At 53.0% G+C, this 20,948-nt stretch carries 13 protein-coding genes, 2 tRNA genes, 2 rRNA genes and 4 pseudogenes; 15 read left to right on the top strand and 6 right to left on the bottom strand.

All coding sequences use genetic code 11. From position 1 onward, the window contains the following. Positions 1-154 precede the first annotated feature (154 nt). The 4 genes from J1G48_RS17735 (at position 155) to dkgB (ending at position 4,747) form a co-directional block, all read left to right on the top strand. A 23S ribosomal RNA gene (locus J1G48_RS17735) occupies positions 155-3,198 on the top strand. Positions 3,199-3,395: 197 nt separating this feature from the next. After that, positions 3,396-3,511, top strand: a 5S ribosomal RNA gene (gene rrf, locus J1G48_RS17730). Between the two features lie 191 nt (positions 3,512-3,702). After that, positions 3,703-3,779: transfer RNA gene (locus J1G48_RS17725), tRNA-Asp, on the top strand. Positions 3,780-3,943: 164 nt separating this feature from the next. After that, on the top strand, positions 3,944-4,747 hold the full coding sequence (gene dkgB, locus J1G48_RS17720; protein ID WP_000154868.1) for a 2,5-didehydrogluconate reductase DkgB: 804 nt from the start codon (positions 3,944-3,946) through the stop codon (positions 4,745-4,747). 20 nt (positions 4,748-4,767) lie between these two features. Here the strand turns inward: dkgB and yafC are convergent, their stop codons facing one another. Beyond that, positions 4,768-5,682, bottom strand: a complete 915-nt coding sequence (gene yafC, locus J1G48_RS17715; protein WP_000648524.1) for a DNA-binding transcriptional regulator YafC — start codon at positions 5,680-5,682, stop codon at positions 4,768-4,770. A gap of 104 nt (positions 5,683-5,786) precedes the next feature. On the opposite strand from yafC, the gene J1G48_RS17710 reads away from it, so the two are divergent. From J1G48_RS17710 to J1G48_RS17700, 3 genes are all read left to right on the top strand, one after another. Next, entirely contained in the window at positions 5,787-6,962 is a 1,176-nt protein-coding gene (locus J1G48_RS17710; RefSeq protein WP_001127530.1) for an MFS transporter, read from the top strand. A 131-nt stretch (positions 6,963-7,093) separates the two neighbouring features. Continuing rightward, positions 7,094-7,894: an endonuclease/exonuclease/phosphatase family protein gene (locus J1G48_RS17705; RefSeq protein ID WP_001230970.1), complete on the top strand. Its 801-nt coding sequence runs from the start codon at positions 7,094-7,096 to the stop codon at positions 7,892-7,894. 77 nt (positions 7,895-7,971) lie between these two features. Next, on the top strand, positions 7,972-8,742 hold the full coding sequence (locus J1G48_RS17700; protein ID WP_000207238.1) for a class I SAM-dependent methyltransferase: 771 nt from the start codon (positions 7,972-7,974) through the stop codon (positions 8,740-8,742). Between the two features lie 55 nt (positions 8,743-8,797). Here the strand turns inward: J1G48_RS17700 and mltD are convergent, their stop codons facing one another. Further along, positions 8,798-10,165, bottom strand: coding sequence for a murein transglycosylase D (gene mltD / locus J1G48_RS17695; RefSeq protein ID WP_000644705.1), 1,368 nt, complete (start codon positions 10,163-10,165; stop codon positions 8,798-8,800). Positions 10,166-10,236: 71 nt separating this feature from the next. Further along, a complete protein-coding gene (gloB, locus tag J1G48_RS17690; protein ID WP_001052774.1) occupies positions 10,237-10,992 on the bottom strand; it encodes a hydroxyacylglutathione hydrolase in 756 nt (251 codons plus the stop codon). 34 nt (positions 10,993-11,026) lie between these two features. Here gloB and J1G48_RS17685 point away from each other — a divergent pair, with 34 nt between their 5' ends. Next, positions 11,027-11,749: a class I SAM-dependent methyltransferase gene (locus tag J1G48_RS17685; protein ID WP_000801238.1), complete on the top strand. Its 723-nt coding sequence runs from the start codon at positions 11,027-11,029 to the stop codon at positions 11,747-11,749. Here the strand turns inward: J1G48_RS17685 and rnhA are convergent. Then, positions 11,746-12,213: a ribonuclease HI gene (rnhA, locus tag J1G48_RS17680; RefSeq protein WP_000917872.1), complete on the bottom strand. Its 468-nt coding sequence runs from the start codon at positions 12,211-12,213 to the stop codon at positions 11,746-11,748. The genes J1G48_RS17685 and rnhA overlap by 4 nt on opposite strands. Before the next feature lie 63 nt (positions 12,214-12,276). Between rnhA and dnaQ the strand changes: the two genes are divergently transcribed. Together dnaQ and J1G48_RS17670 are read left to right on the top strand one after the other, a co-directional pair. Then, positions 12,277-13,008: a DNA polymerase III subunit epsilon gene (gene dnaQ, locus J1G48_RS17675; protein ID WP_001670675.1), complete on the top strand. Its 732-nt coding sequence runs from the start codon at positions 12,277-12,279 to the stop codon at positions 13,006-13,008. A gap of 133 nt (positions 13,009-13,141) precedes the next feature. Beyond that, positions 13,142-13,218 (top strand) — tRNA-Asp (locus tag J1G48_RS17670). A gap of 322 nt (positions 13,219-13,540) precedes the next feature. Here J1G48_RS17670 and J1G48_RS17665 read toward each other — a convergent pair. Together J1G48_RS17665 and tssG are read right to left on the bottom strand one after the other, a co-directional pair. Next, complete coding sequence (locus J1G48_RS17665; protein WP_000367631.1) at positions 13,541-14,596, bottom strand: ImpA family type VI secretion system protein; 1,056 nt, start codon at positions 14,594-14,596, stop codon at positions 13,541-13,543. Positions 14,597-14,606: 10 nt separating this feature from the next. Then, positions 14,607-15,383, bottom strand: a pseudogene (gene tssG / locus J1G48_RS17660) (type VI secretion system baseplate subunit TssG); the annotation flags it as partial. Between tssG and J1G48_RS17655 the strand changes: the two are divergent. The 5 genes and pseudogenes from J1G48_RS17655 to J1G48_RS17635 form a co-directional block, all read left to right on the top strand. Beyond that, positions 15,383-15,679, top strand: a pseudogene (locus tag J1G48_RS17655) (DUF2195 family protein); the annotation flags it as partial. The pseudogenes tssG and J1G48_RS17655 overlap by 1 nt on opposite strands. A 23-nt stretch (positions 15,680-15,702) precedes the next feature. After that, positions 15,703-16,224 carry a DUF2778 domain-containing protein gene (locus tag J1G48_RS17650; protein ID WP_000968384.1) on the top strand — a complete coding sequence of 174 codons (522 nt, stop codon included), beginning with the start codon at positions 15,703-15,705 and terminating at the stop codon, positions 16,222-16,224. A gap of 396 nt (positions 16,225-16,620) precedes the next feature. After that, positions 16,621-17,127, top strand: a pseudogene (locus J1G48_RS17645) (hypothetical protein); the annotation flags it as partial. After that, positions 17,127-20,501, top strand: a pseudogene (locus J1G48_RS17640) (RHS repeat-associated core domain-containing protein); the annotation flags it as partial. The pseudogenes J1G48_RS17645 and J1G48_RS17640, both read left to right, overlap by 1 nt. Then, complete coding sequence (locus J1G48_RS17635; protein WP_000171102.1) at positions 20,498-20,944, top strand: hypothetical protein; 447 nt, start codon at positions 20,498-20,500, stop codon at positions 20,942-20,944. The pseudogene J1G48_RS17640 and the gene J1G48_RS17635, both read left to right, overlap by 4 nt. Positions 20,945-20,948: the final 4 nt, after the last annotated feature.

The following is a 20,948-nucleotide window of genomic DNA, read 5'->3' as shown; positions in this document are numbered from 1 at the left end:
CAGAGTGTACCTGAAAGGGTTCACTGCGAAGTTTTGCTCTTTAAAAATCTGGATCAAGCTGAAAATTGAAACACAGAACAACGAAAATTGTTCGTGAGTCTCTCAAATTTTCGCAACACGATGATGAATCGTAAGAAACATCTTCGGGTTGTGAGGTTAAGCGACTAAGCGTACACGGTGGATGCCCTGGCAGTCAGAGGCGATGAAGGGCGTGCTAATCTGCGATAAGCGCCGGTAAGGTGATATGAACCGTTATAACCGGCGATACCCGAATGGGGAAACCCAGTGTGACTCGTCACACTATCATTAACTGAATCCATAGGTTAATGAGGCGAACCGGGGGAACTGAAACATCTAAGTACCCCGAGGAAAAGAAATCAACCGAGATTCCCCCAGTAGCGGCGAGCGAACGGGGAGGAGCCCAGAGCCTGAATCAGCATGTGTGTTAGTGGAAGCGTCTGGAAAGGCGCGCGATACAGGGTGACAGCCCCGTACACAAAAGCGCATGTGCTGTGAGCTCGATGAGTAGGGCGGGACACGTGGTATCCTGTCTGAATATGGGGGGACCATCCTCCAAGGCTAAATACTCCTGACTGACCGATAGTGAACCAGTACCGTGAGGGAAAGGCGAAAAGAACCCCGGCGAGGGGAGTGAAAAAGAACCTGAAACCGTGTACGTACAAGCAGTGGGAGCCCCACCACCAAAGCATTTGCTGTACCGCGTTGACGGAGCGAAGCGACGTCAAACCGATAAAACAGCAGTGTAAAGTGAGCCGCAGGGCGCTTTGCGCGACAGCGCAAAGGCAGGCGGTTTCGCGTAGCGAAAGCGAATGCTTTGGGGTGGGGTGACTGCGTACCTTTTGTATAATGGGTCAGCGACTTATATTCTGTAGCAAGGTTAACCGAATAGGGGAGCCGGAGGGAAACCGAGTCTTAATTGGGCGTTAAGTTGCAGGGTATAGACCCGAAACCCGGTGATCTAGCCATGGGCAGGTTGAAGGTTGGGTAACACTAACTGGAGGACCGAACCGACTAATGTTGAAAAATTAGCGGATGACCTGTGGCTGGGGGTGAAAGGCCAATCAAACCGGGAGATAGCTGGTTCTCCCCGAAAGCTATTTAGGTAGCGCCTCGTGAATTCATCTCCGGGGGTAGAGCACTGTTTCGGCTAGGGGGCCATCCCGGCTTACCAACCCGATGCAAACTGCGAATACCGGAGAATGTTATCACGGGAGACACACGGCGGGTGCTAACGTCCGTCGTGAAGAGGGAAACAACCCAGACCGCCAGCTAAGGTCCCAAAGTCATGGTTAAGTGGGAAACGATGTGGGAAGGCCCAGACAGCCAGGATGTTGGCTTAGAAGCAGCCATCATTTAAAGAAAGCGTAATAGCTCACTGGTCGAGTCGGCCTGCGCGGAAGATGTAACGGGGCTAAACCATGCACCGAAGCTGCGGCAGCGACACTGTGTGTTGTTGGGTAGGGGAGCGTTCTGTAAGCCTGTGAAGGTGTGTCGTGAGGCATGCTGGAGGTATCAGAAGTGCGAATGCTGACATAAGTAACGATAAAGCGGGTGAAAAGCCCGCTCGCCGGAAGACCAAGGGTTCCTGTCCAACGTTAATCGGGGCAGGGTGAGTCGACCCCTAAGGCGAGGCCGAAAGGCGTAGTCGATGGGAAACGGGTTAATATTCCCGTACTTGGTGTTACTGCGAAGGGGGGACGGAGAAGGCTATGTTGGCCGGGCGACGGTTGTCCCGGTTTAAGCGTGTAGGTGTGTGTTCCAGGTAAATCCGGTTCACTTTAACACTGAGGCGTGACGACGAGGCACTACGGTGCTGAAGCAACAAATGCCCTGCTTCCAGGAAAAGCCTCTAAGCATCAGGTAACATCAAATCGTACCCCAAACCGACACAGGTGGTCAGGTAGAGAATACCAAGGCGCTTGAGAGAACTCGGGTGAAGGAACTAGGCAAAATGGTGCCGTAACTTCGGGAGAAGGCACGCTGACACGTAGGTGAAGTGATTTACTCATGGAGCTGAAGTCAGTCGAAGATACCAGCTGGCTGCAACTGTTTATTAAAAACACAGCACTGTGCAAACACGAAAGTGGACGTATACGGTGTGACGCCTGCCCGGTGCCGGAAGGTTAATTGATGGGGTCAGCGCAAGCGAAGCTCCTGATCGAAGCCCCGGTAAACGGCGGCCGTAACTATAACGGTCCTAAGGTAGCGAAATTCCTTGTCGGGTAAGTTCCGACCTGCACGAATGGCGTAATGATGGCCAGGCTGTCTCCACCCGAGACTCAGTGAAATTGAACTCGCTGTGAAGATGCAGTGTACCCGCGGCAAGACGGAAAGACCCCGTGAACCTTTACTATAGCTTGACACTGAACATTGAGCCTTGATGTGTAGGATAGGTGGGAGGCTTTGAAGTGTGGACGCCAGTCTGCATGGAGCCGACCTTGAAATACCACCCTTTAATGTTTGATGTTCTAACGTGGACCCGTTACCCGGGTTGCGGACAGTGTCTGGTGGGTAGTTTGACTGGGGCGGTCTCCTCCTAAAGAGTAACGGAGGAGCACGAAGGTTGGCTAATCCTGGTCGGACATCAGGAGGTTAGTGCAATGGCATAAGCCAGCTTGACTGCGAGCGTGACGGCGCGAGCAGGTGCGAAAGCAGGTCATAGTGATCCGGTGGTTCTGAATGGAAGGGCCATCGCTCAACGGATAAAAGGTACTCCGGGGATAACAGGCTGATACCGCCCAAGAGTTCATATCGACGGCGGTGTTTGGCACCTCGATGTCGGCTCATCACATCCTGGGGCTGAAGTAGGTCCCAAGGGTATGGCTGTTCGCCATTTAAAGTGGTACGCGAGCTGGGTTTAGAACGTCGTGAGACAGTTCGGTCCCTATCTGCCGTGGGCGCTGGAGAACTGAGGGGGGCTGCTCCTAGTACGAGAGGACCGGAGTGGACGCATCACTGGTGTTCGGGTTGTCATGCCAATGGCACTGCCCGGTAGCTAAATGCGGAAGAGATAAGTGCTGAAAGCATCTAAGCACGAAACTTGCCCCGAGATGAGTTCTCCCTGAGACTTAAAGTCTCCTGAAGGAACGTTGAAGACGACGACGTTGATAGGCCGGGTGTGTAAGCGCAGCGATGCGTTGAGCTAACCGGTACTAATGAACCGTGAGGCTTAACCTTACAACGCCGAAGATGTTTTGGCGGATGAGAAGACGATTTTCAGCAGTGATTCAGAGTTGAGTACGCAATACTTTGCGCAGCAGCAAGGCGGCAAGCGAAGGAAAGGAAGGAGCATACAGAAGTATGTGACTGAGTTTACGAGCGCAGGCAACGCCGCTGATGCGATAAAGAATTGCGTACAGAGCACAAAGAATTTGCCTGGCGGCACTAGCGCGGTGGTCCCACCTGACCCCATGCCGAACTCAGAAGTGAAACGCCGTAGCGCCGATGGTAGTGTGGGGTCTCCCCATGCGAGAGTAGGGAACTGCCAGGCATCAAATTAGAAGTATGGCATTAACTTTCGGGGCAGTTCACTACTCGACAGAGAGTAGGACAAAAGCGAAAGCTTTTGAACGTTGCGAAGCAACGGCCCGAAGGGTGAATCACGAAGTGATTCATAAACTGCCAGGCATCAAATTGCAGTAAACCGGGATGAAAATCCGGGTTGTGACAAAGAAATTCGGTGGAGCGGTAGTTCAGTTGGTTAGAATACCTGCCTGTCACGCAGGGGGTCGCGGGTTCGAGTCCCGTCCGTTCCGCCACTTATTAAGAGCCCTGAGCATTAGCTCAGGGCTTTTTCTTTGCATATCATTTAATTATTGCTCAATTCGCAAAAATCCTCTGCATTTCTCGCTCTTTTTCTACAAAGCGCTGAAGGTCATAATCCCCTCAGTTAACGAACATAGTGATTAAAAAGAGGAATTCTATGACTATCCCTGCATTCGGTTTAGGTACTTTTCGCCTGAAAGACGACGTGGTTATCGCTTCTGTGAAAACGGCGCTTGAACTGGGCTACCGTGCTGTCGACACTGCGCAAATCTATGATAATGAAGCGGCTGTTGGACAGGCGATTGCTGAGAGCGGCGTACCGCGTAATGAGCTGTACATCACCACCAAGATCTGGATTGAAAACCTTAGCAAAGACAAGCTAATCCCAAGCCTGAAAGAGAGCCTGAAAAAACTGCGTACCGATTATGTCGATCTGACGCTGATCCACTGGCCATCTCCGGGTGATGCCGTGTCTGTCGAAGAATTTATGCAGGCATTGCTGGAAGCTAAAAAACAAGGGCTGACTCGCGAAATTGGCATTTCAAACTTCACCATTCCGTTGATGGAAAAGGCTATTGCCGCGGTGGGCGCAGACCATATAGCCACCAACCAGATTGAGCTATCTCCGTATCTGCAGAATCGTAAGGTGGTTGACTGGGCGAAAGCGCACGGTATCCACATCACCTCTTACATGACGCTGGCATACGGTAAAGCGCTGAAAGATGAAGTGATTGCGCGCATTGCGGCTAAACATAATGCGACCCCGGCGCAGGTTATTCTGGCATGGGCAATGGGTGAAGGTTACTCCGTGATCCCTTCATCCACCAGGCGTGAAAATCTGGCAAGCAACCTGCTGGCGCAGGATCTGCATCTGGATGCCGAAGATAAAAATGCGATCGCGGCACTGGATTGCAACGATCGTCTGGTTAGCCCGGAAGGACTGGCTCCTGCCTGGGATTAATTACCCGATCCTTTGTACCTTTACCCCTCTTTCACAGCTCCTGCGGGAGCTGTTCTTATATATTCGCTCAAAAAGTCGATAAATGCCCGAATACGTGTGCTGACGGCGCGATCGCTGTAGTAAACGGCGCTGAAAGGCATTTCTACCGGCAGACGTTTATCGGCCAGCAGTTCCACCAGTTCTCCCCGGGCGATCTCTTTATCAATCATATAATCTGAAAGACATGCAATGCCGTTACCGCTCAGGCAAAGTTGTTTTAACGTTTCCCCGCTGTTGGACGAAATCCCACATTCGATCTCATGGAGCTGTCCGTCACTACAGGCTATCGGCCAGGTATTGAGCGAGATGGGTTCTGAGAACCCCAGGCACAGATGCTGTTTTAACTCTTCAACGCTCTCAGGCTTGCCAAAACGGGCAATATAATCCGGTGAGGCGATAATCTTACGATAGCTGGTAAATAACGGACGCGCGCGCAGACTTGAATCTGTCAACGTGCCTGCGCGTATCGCAACATCCACTTTTCGTTCAATAAGATTGATGAACGTTTCTGAGGAGACAAGAGACAACGTTATTTCCGGATACCGTTCACGAAAAGGTTTAATCAGCGGCATCAGGAAATGCAGCATTACCGGCGTTGCCGCATCGATACGCAGTAAGCCGCGCGGGGTATTACGCGACTCCATGATTTCCGTTTCTGCGGCGGCCATTTCTTGCAGTATCTGCTGCACGCGCCTGAAGTATCGCTCTCCTTCTTCAGTCAGGCTCAGCTGTCGGGTCGTACGATTAAGCAGACTGACGCCGAGCTTCATCTCCAGCTTTTTAACTGCCCGGCTGACAGCGGAATTGGCCTGTCCAAGCTGCTCTGCCGCCCGGCTGAAGCTGCCGCTTTCCACGACAGCGACAAAAATTGCGAGTTCTTCGGAGGTGGCTTTCATTTTTGCTCCTGAAGCAAAATTAAATTGATATTTTGGCTATTTTTGTCATTAAAACATCCAGGCATACTGCGTGTCATCTGATTACTGCTGTTATGGAGTTATGTATGCCTCTCGCTTTATTTGCACTGACAATAAGTGCTTTCGCTATCGGTACGACTGAGTTTGTGATTGTCGGCCTGGTGCCGACCATTGCTCAACAACTGGCTATCTCGTTACCTTCCGCCGGAATGCTGGTTTCAATCTATGCGCTGGGTGTGGCTATTGGCGCGCCGGTGCTAACCGCGCTGACCGGACGCCTGCCGCGTAAACAGTTACTGGTCGCGCTGATGGTCTTGTTTACGGCGGGGAATTTGCTGGCATGGCAGGCACCGGGCTATATGACATTAATCGCCGCCCGTCTGCTGACGGGCCTGGCGCACGGCGTGTTCTTCTCGATTGGCTCTACCATCGCGACAAGTCTGGTGCCAAAAGAGAAAGCGGCTTCTGCTATCGCTATTATGTTTGGTGGTTTAACGGTAGCTCTGGTCACGGGCGTGCCGCTGGGCACATTTATCGGTCAGCATTTTGGCTGGCGTGAGACCTTCCTTGCGGTATCACTGTTAGGCGTGATTGCGCTGATGAGCAGTCAACTGCTGATCCCTGCCAATATTCCCGGTCGGGCGGCCGCCAGCATTCGTGACCAGGTGAAAGTACTGACTCATCCTCGTCTGTTGCTGATTTACGCCGTTACGGCGCTGGGCTACGGCGGGGTATTCACGGCATTCACCTTCCTGGCGCCGATGATGCAGGATCTGGCGGGATTCTCCCCGGCAGCAGTAAGCTGGATCCTACTGGGTTATGGCGTATCTGTGGCTATCGGCAATATCTGGGGCGGTAAACTGGCAGATAAGCATGGTGCCGTTCCTGCGCTGAAATTCATTTTCGCCGCGCTGTTTGTTCTGCTGATGGTCTTCCAGGTGACGGCCTCCACGCAGTATGCCGCGCTGGCTACCATTCTGGTGATGGGGGTCTTTGCCTTCGGTAACGTACCGGGTTTGCAGGTCTACGTGGTACAGAAAGCGGAACAATTCACGCCTAATGCGGTAGATGTGGCGTCAGGTCTGAACATTGCGGCGTTTAACATTGGTATTGCGCTGGGCTCCGTGATTGGCGGGCAAACGGTGGCGCATTACGGTTTGGCGCAGACGCCGTGGATTGGCGCCCTCATTGTTCTGGTGGCTTTCCTGCTGATGGGGGTCAGCGGACGTCTTGATAAAACTGTACGCATTGCTTTGGAGTAAATTATTGATGTAAGCGCCTACTTACAAAACAAACTGCAATTGTTCGTTGAAAGTGAGTGCTAAAATCCCTATAACAGAAGAACCAGTCCGGTTGAGGACTGGTTGACGTTACAGAGGTTTGAAAGTCAAAAGTGCGAAAAAACACCTATGCGATGCGCTATGTTGCCGGACAGCCCGCCGAGCGGATTTTGCCGCCAGGGTCGTTTGCGAGCATTGGCCAGGCATTGCCCGCCGGGGAACCGCTAAGCAGTGAAGAGCGGATCCGTATCCTCGTGTGGAATATATTCAAGCAGCAGCGAGCCGAATGGTTATCGGTGCTGAAGAACTACGGCAAAGATGCGCATCTGGTCCTGTTGCAGGAGGCGCAGACGACGCCTGAGCTGGTACAGTTTGCCACCGCTAACTATCTTGCCGCCGACCAGGTTCCCGCTTTTGTATTACCTCAGCATCCGTCTGGCGTCATGACGCTGTCTGCCGCCCATCCTGTTTACTGCTGCCCTTTACGGGAAAGAGAACCAATTTTACGTTTGGCGAAATCAGCCCTGGTGACGGTATATCCCTTGCCGGATACCCGTTTATTAATGGTAGTAAATGTTCATGCGGTAAATTTTAGTCTGGGCGTGGACGTATACAGTAAGCAGTTACTTCCGATCGGCGACCAGATTGCGCACCATAGCGGCCCTGTCATTATGGCGGGGGATTTTAATGCCTGGAGCCGCCCACGTATGAATGCGTTGTACCGCTTTGCACGTGAGATGTCGCTGCGCCAGGTGCGTTTCACTGACGATCAGCGCCGTCGTGCGTTTGGACGACCGCTGGATTTTGTTTTTTATCGTGGGTTAAACGTGAATGAAGCCTCCGTACTGGTGACGCGCGCTTCCGATCACAATCCGCTACTCGTTGAATTCAGTCCCGGCAAACCTGAGCAATAAAGGTGCGTCAGGTCTGCCGTGGGGCAGGCCTCTTCGGGTGCTGCCCTCTATTTTTCTCATAACAGAAGGGCACTACCATGACAACGCATTCCCATCATGACAATGTTGAAAAGCAGTTTGGTTCACAGGCGAACGCCTATTTACATAGCGCCGTTCACGCATCGGGTCGTGACTTAGCGCGGCTGGCGCAAAGGCTGTCTGATTTTTCCCACGCGAACGTACTGGATATGGGATGTGGAGCTGGACACGCGAGTTTTGTCGCTGCGCAACATGCCAACTCGGTCGTGGCATACGATTTATCCGCCAGCATGCTTGAGGTTGTCGCTGGAGCGGCGGAAGAAAGACATTTAAGTAATATTACTCTCCGGCAAGGCTATGCCGAAAAACTGCCCTTTGAAGATGCATCGTTTGAGGTGGTGATTAGCCGCTATTCCGCGCATCACTGGCACGACGTTGGTCAGGCATTGCGTGAGGTTTATCGTGTATTAAAACCCGGCGGCGTGCTGATTATCATGGATGTCATGTCGCCTGGACATCCTGTAAGCGATATCTGGCTGCAAACGGTGGAGGCGTTACGCGACACGTCGCATGTCCGTAACTATTCCAGTGGCGAATGGCTGACGATGGTCAATAACGCGATGCTGGTAACGAATACCGTGATAACCGATCGTTTATCGCTGGAGTTTCGCTCATGGGTAACGCGGATGCGTACGCCAGCGCCGTTGGTTGAGGCGATTCGATTATATCAGGCGAGTGCCCCGGTAGAGGTGAAGCGTTATTTTGAGTTGCAGGATGACGGCTCGTTTAGCAGCGATACTATCATGCTGGAAGCGCATAAAGCGGTATAGCAATTTAAAAGGCGCCGGGGGAAGCGGCGCCTTTTGGCTTTTTCGTCGGACAATATCAGGAGTCTGGCGTGCTATTGTCCTTCACAAACAACGTAAGCTGATCGCCCGGTTGTAGATTATCCGTATCATGGTTCCAGCGCATCACATCTTTGATATTTACCCCGTGACGTCTGGCGATACTGGAAAGCGAATCGCCTTTACGGACACGATAGATAATGCTATCGCTATTGTTTGCCAGTCGTTGTGCGCTGCTGCCAGCGCCTACGGTCAGGCTTTGCCCGATTTTCAGGCGCGAACCACGCAGGTTGTTCCACTGCTGCAAGTCCTTCGTGCTTACGCCAAGCCGCGAAGCAATACCGGAAAGCGTATCGCCAGAGCGCACCTTATAGCTACGGCTATTCAACGGCGTATTGTCGGCGATCAGTTGGGACTGAACGGCGTCAATCTCACCGGAAGCCAGCGACTCACGCAACTGCTCGGCATGCTTTTTGGGCACCATAACATATTGCGGACCGCTTACGCCTAAGGTAGACCCTTTTACACCGGCATTAAACGTCTTCAGCTTGCTGATAGACATGCCCGCCATATCCGCAACCTGGGCCATTTCAACTGGACTGTTTAAACGAACTCGTGCCAGCGCTCGGCTTTCATCTGTTGTTGGCAGACGTACGCCGTAGCGTTTGCTGTTTTTGAGAATTTCACTCAATGCCAGCATCTTAGGTACGTAGAGTTTTGTTTCTCTGGGCAAAGAAAGCGACCAGAAATCCGTCGGTTTTCCACGCGCTTTGTTTGCTTTAATTGCCCGCATAACACGGCCTTCGCCGCTGTTATACGCTGCAACGGTTAACAGCCAGTCGCCGTCAAACATTTTGTTCAGACGCTGCATCATGTCTAACGCGGCGGTCGTAGAGGCTACAACATCGCGACGCGCGTCATAATTACGGGTCTGCTTTAAACCATAATTGCGCCCTGTGCTCGGTATGATCTGCCAGATGCCTGCGGCATTGGCGCCAGACGTTGCGTGAGGATCAAAAGCGCTCTCCACTATGGGTAGTAGTACCAGCTCCATAGGCATGTTACGTTTCTTAACCTGCCCCGCTATCCAGTACATATACGGCTCTGCCCGTAAAGTTACATCGTGGAGATAGCTCTTATTGCGTAAATACTTCTGTTTCTGTTCGCGAATCCGGCTGTTTTCCGGAATTCCCATCTTTAGCTCGTCGCCAATGAAAGCCCACAAGTCCTGATCTGGCGCGATAGACGTTCCGTCGTCCATCCATCGTGCCTGACTCGTAAACTTTCCTGCTTCCCCTTGACCAGCTGCAGAAAGGCTCTGTGCGTGCTGTTGGACGTTGCCAGTGTTCTGAGACGTCTGGCACCCCACAAGCAGGACAGAGGCGAGTAATATCGCTTTTGCCTTCATGTGTGTGTCAATAGTTGCTTAAAAGACGACCGATCATAACGGCGAAGTTAGCGAATGACAAGTAAGAATTATCAGAACGTGTCTTTCTTTGACCTTAACCATGCAAAACGCGCTTCTGGTTGTTGCAATATTGTTTCTTTGTTTATTTCATTAATTAAATCAATATCTTCAGTTCTTAAAAAAAGATTAATCTTACGCTCATTTTTAAGAATAACGGGTAGTGTCATTTGTTTTTTTACACGTAACTCTTTAACTTTACGATAATATTCATTTATGAACGAATCGTGCGGAAGTATGCTCAATGCGAACTTAATGTTAGCTAAAGTGTATTCGTGAGCGCTGCAAATGAGTGTGTCATCAGGCAGAGAGTTAATCTTCATAAGTGACTGATACATCTGTGATGGCGTGCCTTCAAACAGTCGACCACAGCCGCCAGAGAACAGCGTGTCGCCGCAGAATAAGTAAGGATGGCTAAAGTAACAGACGTGTCCTAACGTGTGGCCCGGCGTGGCAAAAAGAGTAAATTTCTCGCCTAAAACGCGAATAGTATCGCCATCGCCAACAAGATGGGTTGCTCCCTTGTCTTGCGTTTCCGCCGGTCCATAAACCGTCATTTGCGGGAAGTGTTGCAACAGCTCTTTGACTCCGCCAACATGGTCGTGATGGTGATGCGTCAGAAAAATCGCCTCCGGCATCCACTTATGTTCAGCAATGGCCTTTAAGACGGGGGCCGCTTCGCCGGGATCAACAATCACACAGCGGCCTTCATCATTGGTCAGCACCCAGATGTAATTGTCCTGAAACGCGGGAATACTGTTAAGATTCATATATTACCTCTCAAATAATTAGCGGAAGGTTGCGATGAAACCGGCAAGGCTCTCTCAAACTGTCGTTGCGCCCGGATGTTGGGGTGAGTTGCCCTGGGGCAATTACTACCGTGAGGCGCTGGAACAGCAGCTAAATCCGTGGTTTGCAAAAATGTATGGTTTCCATTTGCTTAAAATCGGTAATTTAAGCGCAGAAATCAATTCCGAAGCGTGCGCGGTCTCCCATCAGGTGAATGTTTCGTCGCAGGGGTCGCCGATGCAGGTTCTGGCCGATCCGCTACACCTTCCTTTTGCGGATAAATCCGTCGATGTTTGTCTGCTGGCGCATACTTTGCCGTGGTGTACCGACCCGCACCGTTTATTGCGGGAAGCCGACCGCGTATTGATTGATGACGGTTGGCTGGTCATCAGTGGATTTAACCCGCTGAGTTTGATGGGGTTACGTAAACTGGTACCCGTTTTACGTAAAACACCGCCCTATAATAGTCGGATGTTTACCCTTATGCGGCAACTGGACTGGCTGTCTTTACTCAATTTCGAAGTGCTACATTATAGCCGTTTTCATGTCTTACCCTGGAAAAAGCAGGGGGGGCGGCTTTTAAATACGCATATCCCGGCGCTGGGCTGTTTACAGCTTATTGTGGCCCGTAAGCGGACCATCCCGCTTACGCTTAATCCGCTGCGACATAATAAAAGTAAAACCCCTATCCGCCAGACCGTTGGCGCCACCCGGCAATATCGCAAACCGGATGGCTAAGCTTCCGCCTGGTAGCCACTATCTTCCTGCGTGGGATTCATTGCCGCGGCGCGCGCCAGTTCATCACAACGCTCGTTTTCGGGATGGCCTGCATGGCCTTTGACCCATACCCATTTGATCTGATGCTGACCTAACGCAGCATCGAGACGTTTCCACAGATCGACATTTTTTACGGGTTTCTTTTCCGCTGTTTTCCAGCCGCGTTTCTTCCAGTTATGAATCCATTGGGTAATTCCTTGCCGCACATATTGGCTGTCGGTGCTCAATGTCACTTCGCAATGTTCTTTTAACGCTTCAAGCGCGACGATCGCCGCCATCAGTTCCATACGGTTATTGGTGGTCAGCGTGTAACCTTCACTAAACGTTTTTTCATGACCGCGATAGCGTAAGATAGCGCCATAACCACCAGGCCCTGGATTCCCCAGGCAAGAGCCATCGGTGAAAATTTCTACCTGTTTAAGCATCTCTGGTAGACTTCCTGTAATTGAAATCGATAACAAAACGCAAGTCTGACATAAATGACCGATATGAGCACTGCAATTACACGACAGATTGTCCTCGATACCGAAACCACCGGTATGAACCAGATAGGCGCGCACTATGAAGGTCACAAGATTATTGAGATCGGTGCGGTTGAGGTGATAAACCGTCGTCTGACCGGCAACAATTTTCATGTTTACCTGAAGCCCGATCGCCTTGTCGATCCAGAGGCTTTTGGCGTACACGGTATTGCCGATGAGTTTCTGCTGGATAAGCCGGTTTTTGCTGATGTGGTCGATGAGTTTCTTGATTATATCCGCGGCGCGGAGCTGGTCATCCATAACGCATCGTTCGATATCGGCTTTATGGATTATGAGTTTGGTCTGCTTAAACGCGATATTCCTAAAACCAATACTTTCTGCAAAGTTACCGATAGCCTGGCGTTGGCGCGGAAAATGTTCCCCGGCAAGCGTAACAGCCTTGATGCGCTGTGTTCGCGTTATGAGATAGATAATAGCAAACGTACTTTGCACGGCGCATTGCTCGATGCCCAGATCCTTGCCGAAGTGTATCTGGCGATGACGGGCGGACAAACGTCCATGACGTTTGCGATGGAAGGAGAGACGCAACGGCAGCAAGGTGAAGCGACCATTCAGCGAATCGTTCGCCAGGCCAGCCGGTTACGGGTCGTTTTTGCCTCTGAGGAAGAGCTGGCTGCGCATGAATCGCGACTTGATCTGGTGCAGAAAAAGGGCGGAAGTTGCCTTTGGCGGGCGTAATTTATTCCTTTTTAGGCTATAAAAATCATCCTTCGGGCGATTTTTGCAGCAACTGATTCAAAAGGTGAGAAAAAGCGTTGACGGGCGACACCGCAAACCGTAATATTCGCCTCGTTCCCAGCGGGAACATCACGGAGCGGTAGTTCAGTTGGTTAGAATACCTGCCTGTCACGCAGGGGGTCGCGGGTTCGAGTCCCGTCCGTTCCGCCAGATACAAATCTCAGGGTGTTTTTATATATCCTGTGAAGTAAAAAAAAACCGTATCACTGTAAAAGGGATACGGTTTTTTTTCGTCTTCAAGAAGTTCCACCGCCTATCGTGGAATCTGACGCAAATGGGCCTACGCCTGGATGACGAACAGGATATTACCGCCACTTCTTTCACTGTCATGGCTATTTTGATCCCACTGACATTTAAGGCGCGGCCTCATGGCGGTGCTTAACCGGGATCGGGACATGTTCAGCGCAGAAGCAGACTGCGTAATGTTGATATCACTCAGATAATTACGGAGAACCGCCAGACATGCGCATCATCACTCCAGGGCATCCCACTTCTCCAGCAACTCCACCGGGATCTCATTGATCACCTCCGAGAACCGTTTTCCCACCAGTCTTTCAGCCTGGCGTAACAGTGGGATGGTCGGGCTACTGGGTTCACTGCTCTCAAACCAGCGACGAATGCACCGCAGGCGCTCCAGCGCATCATTACGATCGCGAATTGGCCCCGGTTCAGCATTGTGTGGGAGGGATATACCGGGTGGCGCGTTGACAGGCGGCACATCCTCTGCCCGTGCCGGAACGGCATTATCCATAACCGTGCCTGCGGGGTCTGGCACTGGCGCTGGCGACGGAGGGATTTCCGGTGTGGTTGTCTGTACCACGTCAGGCAGCAGCGCTAACAACTGCCGCAGGCGTGAAAAATCTGGAGCCAGATCGCCTAATGTCTCACGCGCCCACACTTGCAGGCGTTCTGCGCTTTCCTGCGCTTCGCGAAACGCCGCCAGCGGTAATGCCCCACGGGCTTCGAGGTCGGCCAGTTGCTGGCGGACGGATTCGGGGGCCAGCGCATCAGCCGGGCGAGGGGCGGATAACGCGCGCTCGACATCCCGTACCTGCAGGCGCAGGACGGCACTGTTTGACAGCGTGATACCGCGAATGTCTGCCATCACGCCTTCGTGATCCAGCAGCGCCGCCAGGGCATTACTGCGCGCCAGCGCCGCATCTTCAATAGATTCTGCGGGTGCGCCTTCGCCGGTAAGCAGCTGTGGATGGAGTGCATCGGACCAGATTACGCTCAGTTCTGCCAGTTGCGTGAGCATTTCCGCCAGTCCCTGTGCGCCAGCCTGCTGGATGCGACTGCGCAGCAGCAGGATCAACACCCGGATATCCTTACTGCGCGTGAGCAGACGGCGCGTATCACGTTCAATTTCCGGCCAGTTCACGGCTTCCGGCGTACTGACAAAATCACCATATTGCGCCTCCGCCTGGGGGGCGGCGCGGCTGAACAGCAGCAGGTATTCCGGGTCGTACTCCGGATCGGGGCCGCAGGGTTGTTCCGCGCTTACCGGTTTAGTCAGGGACATGTCCATATCATTACTCTCAGTTGGTTAAGCCGTGTTCAGGTTCAAAAATCATGCCGGTCACCGGACGGTCATGCATGGCTTTACCTGCCCAGGCCGTCCAGCCAAGCCGCTGCGCACCGCCGATCACCGCAGGCGGTGCGGCATGAGGCTTCAACTGCAGCTCAATTTCCCAGCAATATTCAAAACCAATGAACGTACGCACCAGTTCTGTCAGCACGGGCAGATTGTTGCCACCGGGCAGAAAACGCAGGTAATCCTCCAGCGTGAGCGGGCCGATAATTAGCCGGAATTTGTACTGCATATCCGGTACGGCCTGGCCGATAAGCGCCCCGTTGCCCAGCACCGAAGACTGCGCGGGCGTGCCCAGACGGGTGATTTCATCGTTCGCCACCGTTATCCAGTGCAGGGCGAACTCTTTCACCGCAAAAGGTACGCTGAAATAGTGCGCCAGCGTGGCGGCCAGCCCGTCAGGATTGCGCGATTCGCGTACCAGATGGGCGGAGGCTGCCAGGCGAACATGATCTGACAGCGGGCTTTCGGCGCTTTCCCGTAGATCCTGCCCGCTGAGACTGGCGATATAAAACGCAAAACGGTCGTGTTCCGGTTTGTCCAGCCCGCCACCAGCGGACTGGGCGCTGCGCCATGCCTGCCAGAACTGCGTCAGCCAGCGGTGGTGAAAAATATTGGAAAAATGAACCAGCGTCGGATCGTGACGACTCTCTGAGCGGTTTAGCGCCAGCTCGGTATAGTGCAGCGGCAACGGGCCGTTTGGCCCCCATAGTCCGAGGCTGTATCCATCCCGTTCATCGTCAGGAAATGGATAACCTTACCATTCTGAAAACAACGGTCACACTGAAAAAAAGTACCGGTGAATGTGGCTGTTTCTCAACATTAATCAACTATACCAGCTTACTGGCGCAGGATGTTGAGGGTTACGAACGCGGAAGTGCATATTCCCTTCAGGAGGGGAATATCTCACTGGCGAAGATGCAGGGACGTTATCCTTTCAGCTTTGTATTATCGGTGGATAACCAGTCTGTACGGGATCAGAAGCTGGCGCTAATGATACGTTGTACACCACCGCTGTAATACACAGAATAGTCAGGGAGAAGATGATGGCAGTAAGACTGACTTTTGACGGGCAAAAGCTGACATGGCCTGGTATCGGGATATTTAAGGCGACCACGGGGTTACCGGATTTACAGTGGCCAGATAAACAGTGTGTGCCGGATGCGGCGATACCGGAAGGGAATTATAAATTGTTTATTCAGTTTCAGGGGGAGGCACCGATAAGAAATGCTGCGGATTGTGATCTGGGACCATCATGGGGCTGGAGTACCATTCCGCGAGGCCAGGCTGCCGGAACATGTGAGATATACTGGGCGAACTGGGGATATAACCGTATCCGGCTGGAATCAGCGGATGAGAAGACCCGAAAAGCCTGTGGGGGCAAGCGGGGTGGTTTTTATATCCATGATTCCACCAAAGGTTACAGCCATGGTTGTATTGAAGTGGAACCGGTGTTTTTCCGTATTCTGAAACAGGAGACGGAAAAAGAAAATGGTGAAAAGACATTTACGGTTAATGTTAAGTATGTTTCTGGTCAGCAAACGAATGGTGGAACAAAACAATAATACCGTTAAAACCGGATCAAATTATCGTGTCTGAACGTGCTGTGGTTGACAATGATTACAATGGTGGCCAGATAAGTAACGAGCACCAATGATAAAGTATATGACTGGCGGTGTGCTGGTTATTAATCAAATTTTTATAAAATGCAATGCGAATCTGGTAAGCGTAATAAAAATAAAATCATAATATTGTTATATTCATTTCCTTATTTATGTAATTCAGTATTTATGTTATGTGCTAATTTTTGTGTTTTTATTTTCATGGCTCTTGTCAGCAATATACCCTGTTCTTCTGGTAAATATTTAAATATAACAGGCTGGTTGCATTATAAAGTGCGGGGCACTGTTTCCTGACGGTGAGTCTATTTATTTTAATCCGGTATTAAAGGAGTCACTACCATGAGTTTTGTATCCACAAATAATAAATCCGGTATAGGAGGGCTGACGACAACCACGCCGCCGATAACCGGAGAAAGTGGCGGTGTCACCGCAGATTCAGTCGCCGGAAGCGTGGCAGATGCGGCGGAAGCCGCCGTGGAACAGGCTGCGGGATCGCTGTTTGGCGCATTGCCGGAGCCATCAGGACTGGTGAAAGCCGCGGTGGCAGCGGCGCAGGCCGCCGCCGCAGGTATGGCGCAGGATGCGGTATCGGCCATCGTCTCCGCTGTTGCAGGCGGGCCGGGGGCGCATAATGTGACGGTCAGCGGCAGCGCCGTACCGCCGGGCGCATTACTGTTCGCCAGCCTGGACGGCGGCGAAACATTAAGTGAACTGTTCAGCTATGTGGTACAGCTAAAAACGCCCGACACCCTGAATCTGGGCTATGTCTCCCCGGCGGCCAACCTGCCGCTCAAACCGATGGTGGGCAAAGATCTGTGCGTCAACATCGAACTGGATGGTGGCGGCACTTCCCGCTGGAGTGGCAGCGGACCTACAGCAGCCGTGATGAACGGACGGAGGGGATGTTCGGGCGGGGCTGGAGCGTGCTGTATGAAGTGTGCCTGGAGCGTACGCCGGACAACCCGGATGAAAACTGCATGACGTATGTGGCCCCGATGGGACGGCAAATTGACCTGCAGGCGGTGGAGCCGGGGAGTGGTTTTTACAGCCCCGGCGAGGGGCTGGCAGTGCGGCGCAGCGAACAGGGCCACTGGCTTATCAGCAGTGATGACGGCGTGTACAGGCTGTTTGAAGCGGACCCGTTCAGCCCACAGCGTCGGCGGCTGAAAATGCTGGGCGACCGCAACAGTAACTGCCAGCACCTGACCTACGACAACCACGGGCGTCTGGTGGAAATCAGCGGCGATCGGCAGCGCCCCTGCATCCGGCTGCACTATGAGCTGGCAGCGCACCCGCAGCGCGTGACGCGCATCTTCCGCCATTACCCGGAAGGGGAGCCGGAGCTGCTGCGGCGTTACCGCTACGATGAGGCGGGGCGGCTGAACGGGGTAGTGGACAACGCAGGTCAGTATCAGCGCGAGTTTGCGTACGACGACAACGACTGCATGACGATGCACCGGGAGCCGGGCGGCGAACGGTATTACTACACCTGGGCGTGGTTTGAAGGCCCGGACGATGCGGCGTGGCGGGTGACGGGCCATCATACGGACAGCGGCGAGCAGTACCGTCTGGACTGGAATCTGGCAGAACGTTCGCTGTGCGTGACGGATAGTCTGGGGCGTACGCGCTGCCACTGGTGGGATGCGCAGGGCCTGGTGACGGCGTACCGGGACGAGGCCGGGCAGATGACCACTTTCCGCTGGAGCGATGAAGAGCGGTTACTGCTGGGGATGACGGACGCGCAGGGCGGCAAATGGCGTTATGTCTATGACCGTCTCGGCCACCTGACGGAGACGCATGACCCGCTGGGCCGGGTTGAGCAGACGCAGTGGCATCCGGTGTGGCACCAGCCGGAAACGGAGGTGGATGCCGCGGGGGCGGCGTGGCGTTATGAGTATGATGAGCGGGGCAACCTGCAGGCGGTCAGCGACCCGCTGCACCAGCGCACGGTATACGGGTACGACCGGCACGGTCAGGTGGTGCGGATAACCGACGCGCGGGGCGGAGATAAATACCTGCAGTGGAACGAAGACGGGCAGCTTATGCGCCACACGGACTGTTCTGGCTCGCAGACGGCATGGTTTTATGATGAACGCACGCGGCTGGAAAGGGTGACGGACGCGGAGAGTAACAGTACGCGTTACAGCTATGACGGCAACGGACATCTGACGGAGGTCATGTTCGCGGACGGGCGTACGGAGCGTTACCAGCCGGATGCGGCGGGACGGCTGGTGAAATACACCAGCCCGGCGGGGCAGATAACACGCTGGCAGCGGGACGGCCAGGGGCGGGTGCGCAGGCAGACGGATGCGACGGGTCGCAGGACGGCGTATGAGTACGACGCTTACGGGCGGCTGACCACGCTCACGAACGAGAACGGGGAAAGCTACCGGTTCCGGTACGATGTTCTGGACCGGGTGACGGAACAGACGGACCCCGGCGGCAGCCGCCGGGCATACGGGTATAACGCGCTGAATGCGGTGACGGCGGTGATATACGGCGGGGAGCGCGGGGGAGAAATCCGTCACGGTCTGGAGCGTGATGCGGCGGGGAGGCTGACGGCGAAAATCACGCCGGAGACGCGCACGGAATACCGGTACGACGCGGCGGACCGTCTGCTGGAAATCCGCCGCAGGCGGCATGATGCGGCGGAAGGCGGAGAGCCGGAAGTTATCCGGTTCAGCTACGACAGTGCGGGTAACCTGCTGAGCGAGGAGACGGCGCAGGGCGTGCTGCAGAACCGGTACGATGTTCAGGGCAACCGCACAGAAACGCAGATGCCGGATGGGCGGACGCTGCGGTACCTGTACTACGGGAGCGGCCATCTCCAGCAAATCAACCTGGGGCGTGATGTCATCAGCGAGTTCACGCGTGACCACCTGCACCGTGAGGTGCAGCGGAGCCAGGGGCGGCTGGACACGCGGCGGATGTACGACCGGACGGGCCGGTTAACGCGGAAACTGACCTGTAAAGGAATGCGCGGTGTGGTGCCGGAGACGTTTATTGACCGGGAATATGCGTACAGCGGCCAGGATGAGCTGCTGAAAAAGCGGCACAGCCGGCAGGGGGTGACGGATTATTTTTACGACACGACGGGGCGTATCACGGCGTGCCGGAATGAGGCATACCTGGACAGCTGGCAGTACGACGCGGCGGCGAACCTGCTGGACAGGCGGCAGGGAGAGACCGCGCAGGCGGGTGCAGGCAGCGTGGTGCCGTTCAACCGGATAACGTCATACCGTGGGCTGCATTACCGTTACGATGAATATGGCCGGGTGGTGGAAAAGCGGGGCCGCAACGGTACGCAGCACTATCGCTGGGATGCGGAGCACCGGCTGACGGAAGTGGCGGTCATCCGGGGGAGCACCGTACGGCGTTACGGGTACGTGTACGACGCGCCGGGCAGGCGGGTGGAGAAGCACGAACTGGACGCGGAAGGAAAGCCGTATAACCGGACGACGTTTTTATGGGACGGAATGCGGCTGGCGCAGGAGTGCAGGCCGGGAAGAAGCAGCAGCCTGTATATCTACAGCGACCAGGGGAGCCACGAGCCGCTGGCGCGGGTGGACAGGGCGGCGCCGGGCGAAGCGGATGAGGTGCTGTATTACCATACGGACGTAAACGGCGCGCCGGAGGAGATGACGGACGGCAGGGGCAATATTGTCTGGGAAGCGGGCTATCAGGTATGGGGGAACCTGACGCATGAAAAAGAAACCCGGCCCGTACAGCAGAACCTGCGTTTCCAGGGGCAGTATCTGGACAGGGAAACGGGGCTGCATTACAATTTGTACAGATTTTATGATCCGGATATCGGGAAGTTTATATCGGGCGATCCAATCTCGCTGAAGGGTGGAATAAACTTATATGCGTATGCACCGAATCCTCTGTCATGGATCGATCCTTTAGGTCTTAAATGTGGATCTTCGTATGAGCAGGCCAGAAATAAAGCCCTCAAATGGTTAGAAGAACGTGGATTTAAAGCGGAGAGAGTTAATATAGGTAAGTTCGGTTCGACAAGAGGAAAACCTGTAGGAATGACAACCGCCGATGGCAAAACAGGATTTAGGATCGAATATGATGAACGAAGTGGTGCCCATATTAATGTCTTCAGTGGAAAGGATAAAGGCGAACATTTCTTATCTGATGCAAGTGAATCTATCGTAACAAAACTCCAAAAATTATTTGATCTTCCATCCAAACCTCAAAGGCCAATATCATGACTCTTGATGATGAAATAAAAGAGAAAATATTACAGCTATCTGATTCACTCTTAATCATTGATAGCTGGAATTCTATCGCTGATGAGTTATCAGACTCTTTTGAGTGGATAGGTTCAAAAATTAACTGGTCAAAGACCAGTAAGCATGAAAGTCTGAATTTAAAAGGTAATTATTTCGATTGGATTGATCAAATAAATAACTTTATCCATGCCAATAACATTGATAGTGAAATTTTACATAGCGATAATATTTATTATATAAATGATTCATCATTGGATTTCTCAGTTTCTATTAAACCAAAACAATTTTATCAATTTTTAAAGATGGCTATTAACAATATCCCTCAGCATCATTATTTCTTCAATAGAGAAAAAAAATGGTGTATTGTAATAAGCTCTGAGGGCTATATCGATTTTGGTTTTTCAGTATCAGATAAGATATAATGAC

This window comes from Salmonella sp. SAL-020, from assembly GCF_017372215.1.
Lineage (GTDB): Bacteria > Pseudomonadota > Gammaproteobacteria > Enterobacterales > Enterobacteriaceae > Salmonella > Salmonella enterica.
This window is presented reverse-complemented; position numbering and strand designations above follow the sequence as displayed.

Bases quoted from the DNA above. Each gene is read 5' to 3' on its own strand.
- dkgB (WP_000154868.1), top strand. From the start codon at position 3,944: ATGACTATCCCTGCATTCGGTTTAGGTACTTTTCGCCTGAAAGACGAC.
- yafC (WP_000648524.1), bottom strand. From the start codon at position 5,682: ATGAAAGCCACCTCCGAAGAACTCGCAATTTTTGTCGCTGTCGTGGAA.
- J1G48_RS17710 (WP_001127530.1), top strand. From the start codon at position 5,787: ATGCCTCTCGCTTTATTTGCACTGACAATAAGTGCTTTCGCTATCGGT.
- J1G48_RS17700 (WP_000207238.1), top strand. From the start codon at position 7,972: ATGACAACGCATTCCCATCATGACAATGTTGAAAAGCAGTTTGGTTCA.
- mltD (WP_000644705.1), bottom strand. From the start codon at position 10,165: ATGAAGGCAAAAGCGATATTACTCGCCTCTGTCCTGCTTGTGGGGTGC.
- gloB (WP_001052774.1), bottom strand. From the start codon at position 10,992: ATGAATCTTAACAGTATTCCCGCGTTTCAGGACAATTACATCTGGGTG.
- J1G48_RS17685 (WP_000801238.1), top strand. From the start codon at position 11,027: ATGAAACCGGCAAGGCTCTCTCAAACTGTCGTTGCGCCCGGATGTTGG.
- rnhA (WP_000917872.1), bottom strand. From the start codon at position 12,213: ATGCTTAAACAGGTAGAAATTTTCACCGATGGCTCTTGCCTGGGGAAT.
- dnaQ (WP_001670675.1), top strand. From the start codon at position 12,277: ATGAGCACTGCAATTACACGACAGATTGTCCTCGATACCGAAACCACC.
- J1G48_RS17665 (WP_000367631.1), bottom strand. From the start codon at position 14,596: ATGGACATGTCCCTGACTAAACCGGTAAGCGCGGAACAACCCTGCGGC.
- J1G48_RS17650 (WP_000968384.1), top strand. From the start codon at position 15,703: ATGATGGCAGTAAGACTGACTTTTGACGGGCAAAAGCTGACATGGCCT.
- J1G48_RS17635 (WP_000171102.1), top strand. From the start codon at position 20,498: ATGACTCTTGATGATGAAATAAAAGAGAAAATATTACAGCTATCTGAT.